Below are 16,746 nucleotides of genomic sequence, written 5' to 3' on the forward strand. Positions count from 1 at the left end.
TTCTATTCAGGAGGCCTCTCCCGGTCAAGAGAAAATTGAAATTCGTTTTCATTTTTACCAAGAACGAGGAGACGCTGGCGTCGCCGGCCCCAGGCGGTAAACTGAAAGGAGATAACCCATGAGAACGGGAAGCTTGCCTATGACGACCCACAAGATGCCCCATCCGGCGGGATCGAAGCTCAAACTGATCCTCCCCGTCGCGGCGGTGGTGGCGCTGCTCGCCGCCGCCCGCTATTTCCAGGTGCAGGAGCTGCTGAAAACCGCCCTCGACTGGATCGCCGGCCTCGGCGCCTGGGGCTACCTGATTTTCCTGCTGATCTACGTGCTGGCCTGCGTCGCCTTCATCCCCGGCGCCATCCTCACCCTTGGCGCGGGGGCGATCTACGGCGTGGTCCAGGGTTCGATCCTGGTCTCGTGTTCCGCCACCCTCGGCGCGACGGCGGCCTTTCTGGTCGGCCGCTACTTCGCCCGCGACCTGGTGGCGCGCAGAATCGAGGGGAACCCCAGGTTCAAGGCCATCGACGACGCGGTGGGCCGCGAGGGGTGGAAGATCGTCGGGCTGACCCGGCTCTCGCCGGTCTTCCCCTTCAATCTGCTCAACTACGCCTACGGGCTGACCAAGGTGTCGCTGCGCGACTACTTCTTCGCCTCCTGGATCGGCATGATCCCCGGCACCATCATGTACGTCTACATCGGCTCGCTGGCCGGCAGCCTGGCCCGCCTGGGCGCCGAGGGCCGGGCCCGCACCCCGGGCGAATGGGCCCTGTACCTGGTCGGGCTGGTCGCCACCGTGGTGGTCACCATCTTCGTCACCCGCATCGCCAAGAAGGCGCTGGAGCAGAAGGTGGAAAAATGAATTTACGTTCCAATGACGTGGGACTGCCGATCCGCCACGAAGGCCACGAAGAACACGAAGGGATAAAAAGCAAGATCCCAACTTCGTGGCCTTCGTGTTCTTCGTGGTGAATAGAGGCCTTTTTGAACCGATTTGACAACAACTTCAACATCTTAATGAACAGGATCAAGCCATGACCGATTACGATTACGACCTGGGAATTCTCGGCGGCGGGGCGGCCGGGCTGACGGTGGCCGCCGGCGCGGCCCAATTCGGCGCCAAGACCCTGCTGATCGAACGGGAAGAAAAGCTTGGCGGCGACTGCCTGCACTACGGCTGCGTCCCCTCCAAGACCCTGATCCGCACCGCCTCGGTCTGGGCCCAGGCCCGCCGCAGCCGCGAGTTCGGCCTGCCCGAGGTGGAACTGCCGCCGGTCGACCTCAAGGCGGTGATGGACCGGGTCCGCGCGGTCATCGCCCGGATCCAGGAGCACGACTCCCCCGAGCGCTTCTGCAACCTGGGGGCCGAGACCCGCTTCGGCCCGGCGCGCTTTCTCGACGACCACACGGTGGAGGTGGACGGCTCACGGGTCTCGGCCAAGAGCTGGGTGATCGCCACCGGCTCGCGCCCCGCGGCCCCACCGGTGGAGGGGATCGAGGCCGTCCCTTACTGGACCAACGAAACCCTCTTCGCGCAGACCCGGCTCCCCGACCGCCTGCTGGTGCTCGGCGGCGGCGCCATCGGCCTGGAGATGGCCCAGGCCTTCCAGCGCCTGGGCTCCAAAGTGATCCTGGTGGAGTTTCTCGACCAGATCCTGCCCCCCGAGGATGCCGACGTCGCCGAGATCCTCAAGGAGCGTCTGCAGAGCGAGGGGATGGAGATCCTCACCGGGACCCGGGCGGTCCAGGCCGAGGGGAACGCCGAGTCGGTGCGCCTGAGCGTCGAGCCGGCCGCGGGGGGCGGCGAACGCCGGGTGCTCGAGGGGGACGTGCTGCTGGTCGCCACCGGCCGCAAGCCCAACGTCGAGGGTTTGGGCCTGGAGGCCGCCGGGGTGGAATTCTCCGCCAAGGGGATCCCCACCGACGCGCGGATGCGCACCAACCTGCACCACATCTACGCCTGCGGCGACGTCACCGGCAAGTTCCAGTTCACCCACATGGCCGGCTACGCCGGGGGGGTGGCCCTGACCAACGCCATCCTGCACCTGCCGCGCAAGGCCGACTTCAGCAAGGTCCCCTGGTGCACCTACACCGACCCCGAAGTGGCCAGCGTCGGCTTCAACGAGAAACGGGCCCGCCAGGAAAAGATCGAATACCGGGTGCTGGAGGAGAAGTTCGCCGACAACGACCGGGCACTGGCCGAGAACGAGGCGGGAGGCAAGATCAAGGTGCTGGTGGACGGCAAGGGGAAGGTCATCGGCTGCCAGATCGTCGGCGCCCACGCCGGGGAGTTGATCCACGAATGGATCGCGGTGATCAGCGGCGGGGTCAAGCTCTCCACCATCGCCGGGGCGATCCACGTCTACCCGACCCTGGCGGAGATCTCCAAGCGCGCGGCGGGGAGCTACTTTTCCGACAAGCTCTTCAGCGACCGCACCAAGAGCGTGCTCAAGTTCCTCTTCCACCTCAAGGGACGCGCCTGCACCCCCACCGAACCGAGCGCGGAGGCCAAACACGGGTGAAACAGGGGGGCCGGCGGCAAATTTTGTTGTCCAGAAAAAATTTGCTGCTGGCCCCGATACTCTGCAACAAACCGAGGGGACATTCTTTTCTATTTCTCTAATTTACATTCCCAGCAGCCCGCGCCGCTCATCCCTCATGCGGAGAAAACTGACTTTTCAAGACCTGACCCCGGACTTGGGGCGGAGGCAAGCGTTTCAGGAGACCGCCAGGCGGCCGGCGATCACCGCCTGGCCGAGGGCCAGGCCGCCGTCGTTGGGGGGGACCAGCGAATGGGTGTGGACGGTGAAGCCGTCCGCCTCGAGCAGGGCGAGGCTGGCCTCGGTGAGAAAGCGGTTCTGGAACACCCCGCCGGACAGGGCGACGTCCTGCAGCCCGGTCTGCTGCCGCAGGCGGCGGCAGACATCGAGGATCAGGGCGGCGAGGCCGCGGTGAAAGCGGGCGCTGACCAGGGAGGTGGAGGCGCCCGCCTGCAGGTCGGCGCAAAGCGCCCGGATCAGCCCGGCCTGGTCGAAGATCAGCATCCCCTCTTCCTCGACAACCCTGACCGGGTAGGCTTCCGCCTCGCCCTTTCCTTCGATGGCCATCTCCAGTTCGAGCGCGGCCTGCCCCTCGTAGCTGACCGTCCGCCGCACCTCGGCCAGCGCCGCCACGGCGTCGAAGAGCCGCCCGCAGCTGGAGGTCAGCGGCGAATTGATCCCCTTTTCGATCATCTGCAGCAGCAGCTTCAGGTCCCGCTCCGGGGTCTGCCGCACCAGCTCGAGATCGGGCAGGTCGCGGCCGAAGGCCTGGTGCAGGTAGGCCAGGGCCATGCGGAAGGGTTCGCGGGTGGCGGCGTCGCCCCCGGGCATGGGGACGTAGCGGAAGTGCCCGGCGCGGCGGTAGCCAGCGAAGCCGCCGACCAAAAACTCCCCTCCCCAGATGCGGCCGTCGGTCCCGTAGCCGATGCCGTCGAAGATCACCCCGATGGCCTCGCCGCGCACGCCGTTCTCGGCCAGGCAGCTGGCCAGGTGGGCGTGGTGGTGCTGCACGGCGACCCGGGTCACCCCTTCGAGCTGCTCGGCGTAGCGGCTGGAGAGGTAATCGGGGTGCAGGTCGTGGGCGACCACCGCCGGCTCGAGCTGCAGGATCTCGCGCAGGTGGGCGATGGTCCCCTGGAAGGAGCCGTAGACCTGCTGGTTTTTCAGGTCGCCGACGTGCTGGCTGAGATAGGCGCGGTTCTCCTGGGTCAGGCAGACGGTGTTCTTCAGCTCCGCCCCCAGCGCCAGCACCGAAGGCTGGGACTCGGGGAGAAACACCCCGCGGGGCACGTAGCCCCGCGAACGGCGCAGCAGCAGGGCCTTGCCCCCCATCACCCGGGCGATGGAGTCGTCGGTGCGGGTGTGGATGCGCCGGTTGTGCACCAAAAAGTAGTCGGCGATGGCGCCGAGCCGCTCGCGGGCCTCGGCGTCCTGAAAGGCGATCGGCTCGTCGCTGAGGTTGGCGCTGGTCATCACCAGGGCGAGAAAACCCTGCTCCAGCAGCAGGTAGTGCAGCGGGGTGTAGGGGAGCATAACCCCGAAATAGCGGTTGCGCGGCGCCACCAGGGGCGAAATCGGCCCCCCCGGCTTCTGCCGCAGCAGCACGATGGGCCGCTCCACCCCGCGCAGCAGGCGTCGTTCGGTCTCGTCGAACAGGGCGTAGCGTTCGACCCGGCTCTCGTCGAAGGACATCAGGGCGAAGGGTTTCTCGTCCCGCACCTTGCGCCGGCGCAGCTCGGCCAGCGCCGCATCGTTGCAGGCGTCCGCCGCCAGGTGGTAGCCCCCCAGCCCCTTGACGGCGAGGATCCGCCCGGCCCGCAGCAGCTCGACGCTGCTTGCCAGCGGATCGGCGACGGAGACCGGCTCGCCCCGGGAGTCGAGCAGCGTCAGGGCCGGCCCGCAGTCCGGGCAGGCGTTGGGCTGGGCGTGAAAACGCCGCGAGGCCGGGTCGTCGTACTCGGCCCGGCAGCGCTCGCACATGGGGAAATCGGCCATGGTGGTCTGCGGCCGGTCGTAGGGGATGCCGGTGACGATGGTGTAGCGCGGCCCGCAGTTGGTGCAGTTGATGAAAGGGTAGCGAAAGCGCCGGTCGGCGGGCTCGAACAGCTCCGCCAGACAGTCGTCGCAGACGAAGGTGTCGGGTGAGACCTGGGCGCTGCGCGTTGCCAGCGACTGGCTCTGGCGGATGACGAACGCCCCTTCGCCAACGACGGGAATGTCGCTCCACTCCAGGCGCGAGATGGAGGCCAGCGGCGGCAGCTCCTCGCGCAGCGCGCGCAGAAACGCCTCGAGACGCCCCCCCTCCCCTTCGGCCTCGATGGTCACCCCGCGGCTGTCGTTGAGCACCCAGCCGCAGACGCCCGCCCTACGAGCCGCCTGGTAGACGAAGGGTCGAAAGCCCACCCCCTGCACGATCCCCTCGATGATGATCCGCTTGCGCTGCAAATAAGACTCCCTGAGTTAGGATGAATCCACTCCCTTTTACCACCGATCCGCGTGTGCTGGCAATCTTTGGAGGTGGCCAGTTCAAGAAACCATTTTTTGATCTGAAATCGAGATATTTTGGGTCGGATCAAGGAAGGCCGAGGGTGAGCACGGAGGCGTACCCAGGTACGCCGCACACGCGATCCCTCGGCCTGACGCGGAGCCGGCGCAAAATAGCCGATTTCGGGCAAAAAATAAAAAATTGCCCCGTTCCGGAGGAGGTGGAACGGGGCAATTTGGCCCCGTGGGGACGGGGCCGGCAAATCATCATTGCGCGGAATTTATTTGGCGATCACCGTCGCCCAGGTCGGCAGCTGGTCGATGACCACGCCGAACACCGGGATGACCAGGGCGTAGGTAACCGCCACGGTGATGATGATGCCCAGGATGTTCAGCCCGAAGCCGCTCTTGGCCATCTGCGGAATGGTCACGTAGCCCGAACCGAAGACGATGGCGTTGGGCGGGGTGGCCACCGGCAACATGAAGGCGCAGGAGGCGGCGATGGCCGCCGGCACCACCAGCAGCAGCGGGCTCTGCCCGAGGCCGATGGCGACCGCCGAGAGAATCGGCATGACCATGGCCGCGGTGGCGGTGTTGGAGGTCAGCTCGGTGAGGAAGATGATCAGGGTCGCTACGGCCACGACCAGCACCACCACCGGGGCGTTTTCCAGCAGGCTGACCTGGCCGCCGATCCAATCGGCGAGCTTGGTCTCTTTGAAACCGGCCGCCATGGAGAGGCCGCCGCCGAAGAGGATCAACCCCCCCCAGGGCATCTTGGCCGCCCAGTGCCAGTTCATGACGAACTCGTTGCGCTTCATGTTGACGGGGATCAGGAACAGCACCAGGGCGCCGATCATGGCGATGGCGGCGTCGGTGACCAGCTTCGGGTCGGGGAACATGAAGCCAAGGTTCTTGCGGAAGATCCAGGCCAGGGCGGTCAGGGCGAAGACCAGCGCGGTCCAGCGCTCTCCGGCGCTCATGCTGCCCATCTCGCGCAGCTCCTGGTTGATCAGGTCGCGGCCGCCGGGCACTTTTTTCAGCTTCATCGGGTTGGCGACCTTGGTCAGCCAGACCCAGCACAGCGGCAGCAGCACCAGCACCAGGGGCACGCCGACCTTCATCCAGGCGGCGAAGGAGATCTCGTAGCCGTAGGTCTTCTGCAGGTAGCCGGCGAGCACCGTGTTGGGCGGGGTGCCGATCAGCGTGGCGATGCCGCCGATGGAGGCGGCGTAGGCGATCCCCAGCATCAGGTTGAGGCCGAAGGCGAACTGGTCGGGCGAGAAGTCGATCTGCTTGTCCAGCCCTTCCTTCTTACCTTCCTCGACGACGTGGGTGATGATCGCCAGGCCGATGGGCATCATCATGACCGTGGTGGCGGTGTTGGAGACAAAGGCCGAGAGCGCCGCGGTGGCCACCATGAAACCGAAGATCAGCCTGCCGGGCGAAAAGCCGACGGCCTTGACGATGTTCATGGCGATGCGCCGATGCAGGTTCCAGCGCTGCATCGCCAGAGCGATGATGAAGCCCCCCATGAACAGGAAGATCAGGTGGCTGGCGTAGGGCGCCGTCGCCTTCTTGGTATGCATGATGCCGAGCATCGGGAACAGGGCGATGGGCAGCAGACTGGTGGCGGGGATGGGAATCGACTCGCACATCCACCAGGTGGCCATCAGCAGCGCCACGGCGGCCATCCTCTGCGCGGAAGGCTCCATCCCCGCGGGGGTCGGGATCAACAGCATCAGGACAAACAGCAGGGGGCCGAGCACCAGCCCGAGCTTCTGCCGGCCGGTGTACGACTTGGGCTCCCCCTCTTCGACGCCACCGGGGCCGGTCTTCACCCGCTGGGTGTGTTCCGCGGGTGCTTCTTCCATTTCGTCGGCCAGATCGACGTCCTGCTCCTGGCGCCCGTTGCTGAACTGGAGGTTCTTCCCCTTGAGCTTTCTCAGCACCCCCTTGGGGCTGAAAAGAACCAGGGCCTTGGTTTCCTCGTGCATTTCCCAGAGGCGGTTCCATGCTGTAGTGATCATTATTGACCTCTCTCCTTCCTGGTGATAATGACAATTATATTGTCATGAATTGGCGACACGTTTTTTCATTTAGAGCAACGTGGGTGCCAAATGGGCCGGAAACAGGCGAGAGAGGATGAAAATCATGTATACATCTACCATTTTTCAACCACTTGGAGATGTAATTTTTTCACCTTTTTAAAATATCGTTATAATTTTGCATGATTTCCCAACCTTAAAAAGGGAAGAATTCTGGCCGATTTTGGCCAACCAATCTCCCGAAAACAAAATCCATTTTTTCTCTTGCATAAAACTGGTGAATTTCCGCCTGGATTTGAAAAGGCGGAAATTCGCCCACACCCCTGCCGGGCAAAAAAATGCCCCGTTCCGGAGGAGGTTTGGAACGGGGCGAGGCAGCCCTCGGGTAAGGGCTCAAACGGATTGTTTTGCAGGTTACTTGGGCACCACCGCCGCCCAGGCCGGCAGCTGATCGAGCACCACGTCAAACACCGGAATAACCAGGGCGTAGGTGATCGCCACGGTGATGACGATGCCGAGGATATTGAGGCCGAAACCGCTCTTGGCCATCTGCGGGATGGTCACGTAGCCCGAGCCGAAGACGATGGCGTTGGGCGGGGTGGCCACCGGCAGCATGAAGGCGCAGGAGGCGGCGATGGCCGCAGGGACCACCAGCAGCAGCGGGTTCTGCCCCAGGCCGACGGCAACCGCCGAGAGAATCGGCATGACCATGGCCGCGGTGGCGGTGTTGGAGGTCAGCTCGGTCAGGAAGATGATCAGGGTGGTGACCGCCACCACCACCAGCAGGATCGGGGCGTTCTCCAGCAGGCTGACCTGGCCGCCGATCCACTCGGCGAGCTTGGTTTCCTTGAAGCCGTCGGCCAGGGTCAGGCCGCCGCCGAACAGGATCAGCACCCCCCAGGGCATCTTGGCCGCCCAGTGCCAGTTCATCACCCACTCGTTGCGCTTGAGATCGATGGGGATCAGAAACAGCACGATGGCCCCGGCCATGGCGATGGTGGCATCGGTGATCATCTTGGGGTCGGGGAACAACCCGGCTACCTGGGGCTGGAAGATCCAGCACAGGGCGGTCACCAGGAAAATCAGCGAGGTCCAGCGCTCGCCGGCGCTCATTGAGCCCATCTCGCGCAGCTCGCGGTTGATCAGGTCGCGGCCGCCGGGCACTTTTTTCAGCTTCATGGGGTTGGCGAATTTGGTCAGCCAGATCCAGCACAGGGGCAGCAGCACCACGACCAGGGGAACGCCGACCAGCAGCCAGTTGGCGAAGGTGATCTCGTAGCCGTAGGTCTTCTGCAGGTAGCCGGCGAGCACCGTGTTGGGCGGGGTGCCGATCAGCGTGGCGATGCCGCCGATGGAGGCGGCGTAGGCGATCCCCAGCATCAGGTTGAGGCCGAAGGCGAACTTTTCGGGGGAGAAGTCGATCTGCTTGTCGAGCCCCTCCTTCTTCCCCTCCTCGATGACGTGGGCGATGATCGCCAGGCCGATGGGCATCATCATGACCGCCGTGGCGGTGTTGGAGACGAAGGCCGAGAGAGCCGCGGTAGCGACCATGAAGCCGAAAATCAGGCGACTGGGCGAAAAGCCGACGGCCTTAACGATGTTCATGGCGATGCGCCGGTGCAGGTTCCAGCGCTGCATCGACAGGGCGATGATGAAGCCGCCCATGAACAGGAAGATCAGGTGGTTGGCGTAGGGCGCCGTGGCCTTCTGGGTGTTCATGATCCCCAGCCAGGGCAGCAGGCCGATGGGCAGCAGGCTGGTGGCCGGGATAGGGATCGACTCGCACATCCACCAGGTGGCCATCAGCAGCGCCACGGCGGCCATTTTCTGCGCGCCAGGCTCCATGCCGGCGGGAGTGGGGATCAGCAGCATCAGGGCGAAGAGCAGCGGACCGAGAAACAGTCCGACCCTCTGGCGCAGGGAATATTCACGGGGCTCGCCCTCCTCGACGCCGGAGGGGCCCGATTGCAGGCGGCGGGTATGCTCTGCCGGTGCTTCTTCCATTTCGTCGGCCAGGTCCACGTCGTGTTCCTGGCGGCTGCTGAACTGCAGGACTTTGTTTTTCAGCAGGCGGGCGGCCGCTTTTGGCCGGAAAATAAATAGCTGTTTGGTCTCGTCATGCATCTCCCAAAGAGTGTTCCACAGGGCGCTCAACATACATTCCTGTCTCCTTCCAGGTTGAGAATACGGGCCGCTTCGGGCCGGAGGAAAAAAATCGTTTCCGCCACATCAGCAACCCCAATGCCAACCTGAAGAGGACTTCGAAAAATCCATTCGGGGAAAAGAGAAAACCATCTTGTTTACAGCATCTTGCGCAAAATACCGTTTCGCATATTTCAGAATGATGTTCCACAATCCGCCCAAAGGTCCGCTCCCCCGGAAAAAGAAAAGCGACCGAAATCGGCCGCTCTTCATTTCTGCAAAATTTTCAAGCTATTGAAATTACACAGATTTACCCCGACTGATCAAATTCGGCCAGCGGCCGTTAATCGCCTTCGATCTCGTACTTCTCCAGCTTGTAGCGCAAGGTGCCGCGCGGGACGTTGAGAAGCCGCGCGGTTTTGGCCACGTTCCCGCCGGTGATGGCGATGGCTTTGCCGATCAGCTCCTTTTCGATCTGGCCGATCATATCCTCGAGCATGATTCCCTCGGGCGGAATTTCGTACGAGAAGGGGGCCTCCTTGCGGGGGGCTTCGCCCCAGATTTCACTGGGGAGGTTGTTGGGCCTGATGGTCTCGACGTTGTACATGATGCAGATGCGCTCCACCACGTTGCGCAGCTCCCGGACATTGCCCGGCCAGTGGTAGCGCATCAGCAGATCGAGAGCGTCACGGGAGACCTCGCGAATACGCTTGTTGAACTCCCGGCTGAAACGCTTGAGAAAATAGTCGAGCAGCTGCGGGATGTCCTCGCGCCGCTCCCGCAGGGGCGGGATATGGATGGGGAAGACGTTCAGCCGATAATAGAGGTCCTCGCGGAAAACCTTCTCGTCGATGGCCTCTTTGAGGTTGCGGTTGGTCGCAGCGATCACCCGCACGTCAATGTCGATGTTGCGCGTGCCGCCCAGGCGGCGGATCCGGCGGTCTTCCAGGACCCTCAGCAGCTTGACCTGGAGATTCATGTCCATTTCGCCGATTTCATCGAGGAAAATGGTGCCGCCGTTGGACTCCTCGAAGAGGCCGATCTTGCGGGTCTTGGCGTCCGTAAAGGCGCCGCGCTCGTGGCCGAAGAGCTCGGTTTCGAGCAGGTTGAAGGGGAGCGAGCCGCAGTTGATCTCAACGAACGGGCGCTCCTTGCGCGGCGAGAGGTTGTGGATGCCCCTGGCCACCAGTTCCTTGCCGACACCGCTCTCGCCGGTGATCAGCACCGTGGCCGTCTCGTGCTTGGCGACCTCGCGGATCTGCCGGTAAACCTGCAGCAGCTGCGGGCTGCTGCCGATCATGTCGGTGGAGCCGATGAGCTCTTTCTCCTTGCCGCCGCGACGCAGCTGGCGAACCTCCCGCCGCAGGTTCTGGGTCTCCAGGGCGAGCCTGACGATCAGGTGGATGGCGTCGGCCTTGAAAGGCTTTTTGATGTAGTCGTAGGCCCCCATCTTGAGTGCCTCCACGGCGCTCTCCACCGTCCCGTAGCCGGTGATGATGATCACCAGCAGCTCGGGATCGATCTCGCGCATGGCGCGCAACACGTCCAGGCCGCTCTGGTTGCCGAGGTTCAGATCGAGCAGGACCAGGTCGATCTCCTCCTCCCCCACCAGCTTGACCGCCTGGTCGCCATTTTCGGCGGAGAAGGGGTGGTAACCGTCTTCGGCCAGTATCCTTTCCAGGTTTTCCCGGATGAAAGCTTCATCGTCGACAATCAGGATTTTTTCCATGCAGACTCCTTCTAGATCCCTGTCGGAGATTCGGACAAGCCCTAAAACGACGCACCATAGCCGAATAATCTGCCACCCGCCGCCTGGGGATCCCATCCAGGCGATATATTAATCCCCCACTCCCAGCAAAGGCAACAAAAAAGCGGTGAATTTTCGCCACCGACATTTTTGTTTTTTATTTCAATGAATTAAAGCAGGAAACTAAGACAGGAAGGATTGCCTTCAGGCCGATCCGGGCAGGGGAAACAGCAAGGTGAAGGTGCTCCCATGATCCAAACGGCTTTCGACTTCGATGCGTCCGCCGTGTTCGGAGACGATGTTGTGGGTGATCGCCAGCCCCAGGCCGGTCCCCTCGCCCTTGCTGGTGTAGAAAGGCTCGAAGATCAGGGGAATGCGCTCTGCAGGCATCCCCTCGCCGGAATCGCTGATGATCACCCGCAGCTGGCGTTCGAGGCAATCGGCGGAGACGCGCAGGGTCCCGCCCTGCGGCATGGCATCCAGGGCATTGGTGAACAGGTTGAGAAAGGCCTGTTTGAGCTTGCGGGCATCGAGCAGCAGGCCGGGCAGGTTCTCCCCGACCTCCTCCACCACCGCCACCCCGGCCCTCTGGCACTGTTTCTTGACCAGGAACAGGGTGTCCCGCAGAACCTCGCCGATCGCCCCCGGCTCCAGGGTCACCTGGGGATGGGCGGCAAAATTCAGCAATTCGCCGACCAGTTCCTCGAGGCGCTCGATCTCTCCGAGGGCCCTGCGAATCAGGGCCTGGTCGGTGGGTTGGCTGAGCAGACGGTCATGCAGTTCGTCCAGCAGCAGGCTGACCCCGGTCAGGGGATTGCGCACCTCGTGAGCGATCCCCGCCGAGAGCCTGCCCAGTGAAGCGAGCCGCTCCATGCGCTCCATGTGCCGGCGCAGGTTGACGCGCTCGGTCAGGTCCTCGACAGTGAGGATGTGCCCCCCCCCCGCCGCGCTGGGCCAGGGGCAGCAGCGCCAGACGAAAGGTGAGATTCTTCCCTTCCCGCTCCAGGTAGACGTAGCGACTCCAGGTCCCGGTCCCGGGCCTGTCGCCGGCATCCTCCAGAGTGGCAAGGACTTCGGGCCAGGCGGCGAGCAACCTGCGGGTGGGAGCCGGCATCGGGGGACTGTCGAGCTTGAGAATGCGGCAGGCAGGCCCATTGGCGGAGGTCACCCGCCCTTGCCCGTCGAAGGTGAGGATGCCGGTCTCGATATGCTCGACGATGGTCTGCTTGAAATTGCGCTCGCGAAGGATCTCACGCCGGGAGCGGCGCAGCGCTTCCAAGGTCTTGACCAGCTTGCTCCGGCGCGAGTTGAGTTCGGCGGCCATGGCGTTGAAGGAATCGGTCAACTGCCCGACCTCGTCGTGGGAGGTGACCAGCAGCTTGGTGGAGAGGTTGCCGCGGGCCATCTCCTTGGTCCCCTCGATCAGCTGGTTCAGGGGTTCGGCGATCCCCCGCGAGAGCAGGTAGGCGACCACGAAGACCAGCAGCCCGGTGGCGGAAATGAGCAGCCAGGTTTCACTGACGAAGCGGGTGAACTCCTTGCGGATCAGCGTCGAGGTCTCCATGGCCGGTTTATGGAAGATCTGCAGTTCGGCGCCGATGGTGATACCCCCGAAAACCCCCTTGCCCCCGTATTGCCCCCCTGTGTAGAAGATGGGCGCATAGGCCATGATCTTGCGCGAGCCGCCCACGTTGGTCACGTCGACCACCCCCGAGCGGCCGGCGAACACGGCCTGGGCGGCGACCGGATAATTGGCATGGACAAAGGCGGCGTGCAGCAGGTTGTAGGGGATGTTCCCCTGCCGGACATCCTCGGGGCTGGAGTCGGCCCGGTAGGGTGGGACCAGGCGCCCAGAACGATCGAGGCCGCGGATGTCCCAGTACTTGGGGTGGGTGATGATCCACCCCTCGTTGTCGAACATGAAGGCGTAGTTGCCGCTGTCGTAGGAAGGGAAAACGACGTAGCGCTCCTCGGTGGGGATGATGTGCTGGGTGAATTCCATCAGGTGACGGTGGTCCAATGAAAGAACAACCACTCCCTGCAGTTCGCCGTTGGCCGCATGCACCGGCATGGCGAAGCGCAGCACCCCCGTGTAGCGGGTCCCTTCGACGGCGGCTTCGGGCGTCGGAGCGCCCTGCAGCTGCTCTTCGCGGTTCACATGCCAGCCGGTCACGTGGGAGACGTAAACCTCTCCCGGCGGCAGTTGCCGCGCCTCCAGAAAATAGGTTTCGCTGCGATAGGTGGTGTTGGCGGGATCGGAAACGTCCCGGGAGGTCGGGGCGAGCGCTCCCTCCACCAGACGCAGGCGTTCGCGACCCTCGGGCCCGATGAAGGTCAGTTCGCTGTAGAGGGGAATCAATTCGCGGATCTCGGTGGGCGCGGCATTGGTGCCGCCCCGGTGCCAGATCTCCTTGCGGTGGTTGTCGCTGAACCTGGCATAGACCCCGGGGTCGACGGGCAGCAGCGCAAGGTCCCTCAGGTCCTCTTCCGCCGCATTGAGCAGATCGGAGACCTGGCGGGCTACCGTTTCGGCCCGCAGTTCCAGCGCCAGGGCGGCCTGCGAATCGAGGGCGTCGGCGGCATTCTCCCGCAGCAGGGATTCCACCGCCCTGAGGCTGTGATTCGAATTAAGGGCCAGCAGCGCCAGGGGGACCAGCGACAGGGCCCAAAAAGCGTACAGTACCTTCTTGTGGAGGTTGAGGCGAAACATGGGGGGATTATAACAGGGTTGGGCAGGCGAAGAGAAGCACTAAGGGAGGGTTTCCCACGGGGAGCGAAGGTCAGTACTCGCCTTGAAACTGACGCAGCACGCGCCGCGAGCCGACGGCAAGCGGGAGTATCTGCCGGTGTTTGGCCAGGGCGGCTTCCAGGGACGGGCCATCGTTGATGATCACGTCCCAGGGTGCAAAGACGGTCTTGGCCAGGTGGGTGCCACCGGGCCGGCTGAACACCGCCACTTCGTAGTCACGGCCCTCGATATGAATCAGGCAGGTATGTACCAGGGTTTCGCCGAACATTCCCCCTCCAGAAACCGGGAACGCCCCCTCAAGGGGTCGGATTAATTTTTTGCCTTATCGGTTGCTGTCATGAGCAAAACCCGGGCCAATCCCCTGCGTGAACGAGCCGGCCGGGAAATAGCGGCAATCTGTCCCCTTTCCGCAAAAAAAATCGCCCCCCGTCGAGTCGACGGGGGGCGATTTGGCGTTTGCCGGGTAAGTTAAATAACCGAAGGGGGCCTTTATTTGCGGCGGCTGACCACATAGTCGGCGATTTCGAACAGCGCCCGCTTTTCGGCGCCATCGGGGAAGCCGGACAGGTGCCCCTTGGCCCGCTCCACCAGTTCCAACGCACGCCGACGGGTATATTCGATACCGTCGTACCTTTCGATCAGGCTGATGACGGTGGCCAGGGCCTCGTCGGTAAGCTCCTCGAGTTCGACGATTTCCGCAACGGCCTCGCGCTCGGTCATAGTGCACTGGCGCAGTGCATGGATGAGCGGCAGGGTCATCTTCCCCTCCTCCAGGTCATGCCCCTTGGCCTTGCCGAATTCCGACTGATCTGCGACATAATCGAGGGCATCGTCCATGAACTGGAAGGCAATGCCCAAGTCCATCCCGAACTCCCGCAGGTTCTGCTGCTGGGCCCCTGAAACCTCTCCGAGAATGCCTCCGCACTGGCAGGCGGCAGCCATGAGCACCGCCGTCTTGGTGCGCACCACGGTCATGTAGCGCTCTTCGTCCATGTCGAGGTCGCAGGTGCTGATCAACTGCAGCACCTCGCCCTCGGCCATCATGGTGGTGGCCTCCGAAAGGGCTTTGAGCACGGCGAGACTGCCCCCGCCTACCATGATGGAGAAGGACTTGGCGAACAGGTAGTCCCCGACCAGGACCGAGGCCTCGTTGCCCCATACGGAGTTGGCCGAAGCATTGCCGCGGCGCAACACCGCATTGTCCACGACGTCATCGTGAAGCAGGGTGGCGGTATGGATGAATTCCACGACGCTGGCCAGGCCGATGTGGTAATCGCCCCGATAGCCGCTCAACCGCGCGCAGAGCAGCAGCAGCATCGGCCGAACCCGCTTGCCGCCGCTGGCCAGAACATACTCTCCGACCTTACGGATCAGCACGACCTCGGAATCGAGGTCCTTCTTGAACTGGGTTTCTACCTTTGCCAGGTCGTCTTGTAGCAGAGAAAGGGCGTTTTGCATCGGATATCTGCCGTCCTCGTCGGAAAATTTCACCTATCCTAAAGAATTGATCGGACCCTTGTCAAAACATTTTTCCTCTCCCGCAAGGGGCAATTCCAGCCGGAACCTGGCCCCGCCGCCCGGGGCGTCGCCCACGGAAAGCTTGCCGCCGTGTTCCTCCACCAGCCGACGGCAGACCGATAGCCCCAGGCCGGTCCCCTCCCCCTTGGCCTTGGTGGAAAAAAACGGTTCGAAGATCCGCTCGCGCAGCTCCAGGGGGACCCCCGGGCCACTGTCGCAGATCTCGATCACGGCCCACGCCTCCTGCCTCCGCACCTCCACGGCCAGGGTCCCGGCATCCCCCGTCGCCTGGGCGGCATTCAACATCAGGTTGACCAGCACCTGGCGCAACTGGTCCGCGTCCCCCATCAGCGAGCCCCCCCAATCCGGCCCGGGAGCAAAAGTGACCTCGATCCCCTTGAACAGCTTCTGGGGCTTCAGCGAGGCGATGGTCTGGGAGATCATGGCATTGAGCGCCACCGGTTCCCAACGTCCGGGGGAGGTGCGAGCGAAACCCAGCAGGCCGCCGGTGATGCGTCGGCAACGCCGGCACTCCTCGATGATCGCCTGGACATCGGCCCTGCGGCTGTCCCCCTCGGCCATCTCCTCCAGCAGAAGCTCGGCGTAGCCCAGGATGATGCCTACCGGGTTGTCGATTTCATGGGAGACCCCAGCGGCCAGCTGACCAATGGCGGCGAGGCGCTCGGTGCGCACCAGGTTTTCCTGCATCTGCCGCAGCTCGGAGTTGGCTGCGGACAGGGCGCGGTTCTTCTCGGTGAGCTGGGTGCGGCCCTCGAGCAGACTGGCCGCCATCTCGTTAAACGCCCCGGCCAGGGTCCCGATCTCGTCCCCCCGCAGGTTGTTGATGCGGGTCTCCAACTCCCCCCTGGCGACCGCCCTCGCCCCCTCGGTGAGTTCGCTGAGCGGGCGGGTCACCCGCCTGGCCACCAGGGCGGCAAGCAGCAGCGAACCGCAGATGGAGAGCAGGGCGATGCGCAGAAAGTCATTTCGCACTTCGCCCAGTCGCGCGTCGACCGAGGCGTAGGAGACCAGGTAACGCACCGAAAGGATATGTTCACCGGTGGGACCGAAGGCGGGGGAGAGAACATCGAGCACCCGACGGCCATCGGACAGGGTCAGGGTCTGGACCGTGGGCTCGCCCTGTTGCAGTCGCCGGGAGAGGGAATGCTCTTCCGTGTCCAGCGGGGGAAAATCATCAAAGCCTGGCAGATCGGGGGAATCGAACAGGCTGCGCCCGGTCGGCGCCAGCAGGGAGAAACGGATCAGGTCCCGGTTGAGGCCGAGAAAATCAAGAACCTGCCTGAGGTTGGCCTGGTTTTGGGGAGGGAACACGCCGCGAAAGGTTTTCAGCAGTTCGGGAGTCGCCAGGCGGGCGAAGGCCAGGCTCTGGCTGCGCAGATAATCCTCCCACAGACGCGCCTGGTTTCTGGCCAGGACCAGAAAAGTCGACAGCAGCACCGCGACCAGAAGGCAGCTGGTAAAAAAAAAGAGTTTTTTTCCTAGGGTAATCCGCATCGGGGGAAAAAC

General features: G+C 63.6%; 11 protein-coding genes. 2 read left to right on the forward strand and 9 right to left on the reverse strand.

Annotated elements, in window-relative coordinates; translation table 11 throughout:
* The first annotated feature begins 139 nt into the window (after positions 1 to 139).
* Together DESUT3_RS14095 and DESUT3_RS14100 are read left to right on the forward strand one after the other, a co-directional pair.
* The gene (locus DESUT3_RS14095; RefSeq protein ID WP_221249118.1) at positions 140 to 856 is read left to right on the forward strand and encodes a TVP38/TMEM64 family protein; all 717 of its coding nucleotides are present in this window, start codon (positions 140 to 142) and stop codon (positions 854 to 856) included.
* Between the two features lie 172 nt (positions 857 to 1,028).
* On the forward strand, positions 1,029 to 2,516 hold the full coding sequence (locus DESUT3_RS14100; protein WP_221249119.1) for a dihydrolipoyl dehydrogenase family protein: 1,488 nt from the start codon (positions 1,029 to 1,031) through the stop codon (positions 2,514 to 2,516).
* A 195-nt stretch (positions 2,517 to 2,711) separates the two neighbouring features.
* Here the strand turns inward: DESUT3_RS14100 and hypF are convergent, their stop codons facing one another.
* The 9 genes from hypF to DESUT3_RS14145 form a co-directional block, all read right to left on the reverse strand.
* Positions 2,712 to 4,979: a carbamoyltransferase HypF gene (hypF, locus tag DESUT3_RS14105; protein WP_225911518.1), complete on the reverse strand. Its 2,268-nt coding sequence runs from the start codon at positions 4,977 to 4,979 to the stop codon at positions 2,712 to 2,714.
* A gap of 320 nt (positions 4,980 to 5,299) precedes the next feature.
* Positions 5,300 to 7,045, reverse strand: a complete 1,746-nt coding sequence (locus DESUT3_RS14110; RefSeq protein ID WP_221249120.1) for an SLC13 family permease — start codon at positions 7,043 to 7,045, stop codon at positions 5,300 to 5,302.
* 432 nt (positions 7,046 to 7,477) lie between these two features.
* Positions 7,478 to 9,220: an SLC13 family permease gene (locus DESUT3_RS14115; RefSeq protein ID WP_221249121.1), complete on the reverse strand. Its 1,743-nt coding sequence runs from the start codon at positions 9,218 to 9,220 to the stop codon at positions 7,478 to 7,480.
* 328 nt (positions 9,221 to 9,548) lie between these two features.
* Positions 9,549 to 10,934, reverse strand: coding sequence for a sigma-54-dependent transcriptional regulator (locus DESUT3_RS14120; RefSeq protein WP_221249122.1), 1,386 nt, complete (start codon positions 10,932 to 10,934; stop codon positions 9,549 to 9,551).
* Positions 10,935 to 11,156: 222 nt separating this feature from the next.
* Positions 11,157 to 11,825 (reverse strand): sensor histidine kinase, encoded by a 669-nt coding sequence (locus tag DESUT3_RS14125; RefSeq protein WP_221249123.1) that lies wholly within the window; start codon positions 11,823 to 11,825, stop codon positions 11,157 to 11,159.
* A complete protein-coding gene (locus DESUT3_RS14130) occupies positions 11,725 to 13,662 on the reverse strand; it encodes a HAMP domain-containing protein (RefSeq protein ID WP_221249124.1) in 1,938 nt (645 codons plus the stop codon). The genes DESUT3_RS14125 and DESUT3_RS14130 overlap by 101 nt, the downstream gene beginning before the upstream one ends.
* Before the next feature lie 70 nt (positions 13,663 to 13,732).
* Positions 13,733 to 13,969, reverse strand: coding sequence for a hypothetical protein (locus DESUT3_RS14135; protein WP_221249125.1), 237 nt, complete (start codon positions 13,967 to 13,969; stop codon positions 13,733 to 13,735).
* Between the two features lie 221 nt (positions 13,970 to 14,190).
* Positions 14,191 to 15,159 (reverse strand): polyprenyl synthetase family protein, encoded by a 969-nt coding sequence (locus DESUT3_RS14140; protein WP_221249126.1) that lies wholly within the window; start codon positions 15,157 to 15,159, stop codon positions 14,191 to 14,193.
* A gap of 33 nt (positions 15,160 to 15,192) precedes the next feature.
* Complete coding sequence (locus DESUT3_RS14145; protein WP_221249127.1) at positions 15,193 to 16,734, reverse strand: sensor histidine kinase; 1,542 nt, start codon at positions 16,732 to 16,734, stop codon at positions 15,193 to 15,195.
* Between the last annotated feature and the right edge of the window lie 12 nt (positions 16,735 to 16,746).

The sequence above is a fragment of the Desulfuromonas versatilis genome, assembly GCF_019704135.1.
Taxonomy (GTDB): domain Bacteria; phylum Desulfobacterota; class Desulfuromonadia; order Desulfuromonadales; family NIT-T3; genus Desulfuromonas_A; species Desulfuromonas_A versatilis.

Coding starts and splice junctions, on each gene's coding strand:
- DESUT3_RS14095 (WP_221249118.1), top strand. CDS start 140: ATGACGACCCACAAGATGCCCCATCCGGCGGGATCGAAGCTCAAACTG.
- DESUT3_RS14100 (WP_221249119.1), top strand. CDS start 1,029: ATGACCGATTACGATTACGACCTGGGAATTCTCGGCGGCGGGGCGGCC.
- DESUT3_RS14110 (WP_221249120.1), bottom strand. CDS start 7,045: ATGATCACTACAGCATGGAACCGCCTCTGGGAAATGCACGAGGAAACC.
- DESUT3_RS14115 (WP_221249121.1), bottom strand. CDS start 9,220: ATGTTGAGCGCCCTGTGGAACACTCTTTGGGAGATGCATGACGAGACC.
- DESUT3_RS14120 (WP_221249122.1), bottom strand. CDS start 10,934: ATGGAAAAAATCCTGATTGTCGACGATGAAGCTTTCATCCGGGAAAAC.
- DESUT3_RS14125 (WP_221249123.1), bottom strand. CDS start 11,825: ATGGAGCGGCTCGCTTCACTGGGCAGGCTCTCGGCGGGGATCGCTCAC.
- DESUT3_RS14130 (WP_221249124.1), bottom strand. CDS start 13,662: ATGTTTCGCCTCAACCTCCACAAGAAGGTACTGTACGCTTTTTGGGCC.
- DESUT3_RS14135 (WP_221249125.1), bottom strand. CDS start 13,969: ATGTTCGGCGAAACCCTGGTACATACCTGCCTGATTCATATCGAGGGC.
- DESUT3_RS14140 (WP_221249126.1), bottom strand. CDS start 15,159: ATGCAAAACGCCCTTTCTCTGCTACAAGACGACCTGGCAAAGGTAGAA.
- DESUT3_RS14145 (WP_221249127.1), bottom strand. CDS start 16,734: ATGCGGATTACCCTAGGAAAAAAACTCTTTTTTTTTACCAGCTGCCTT.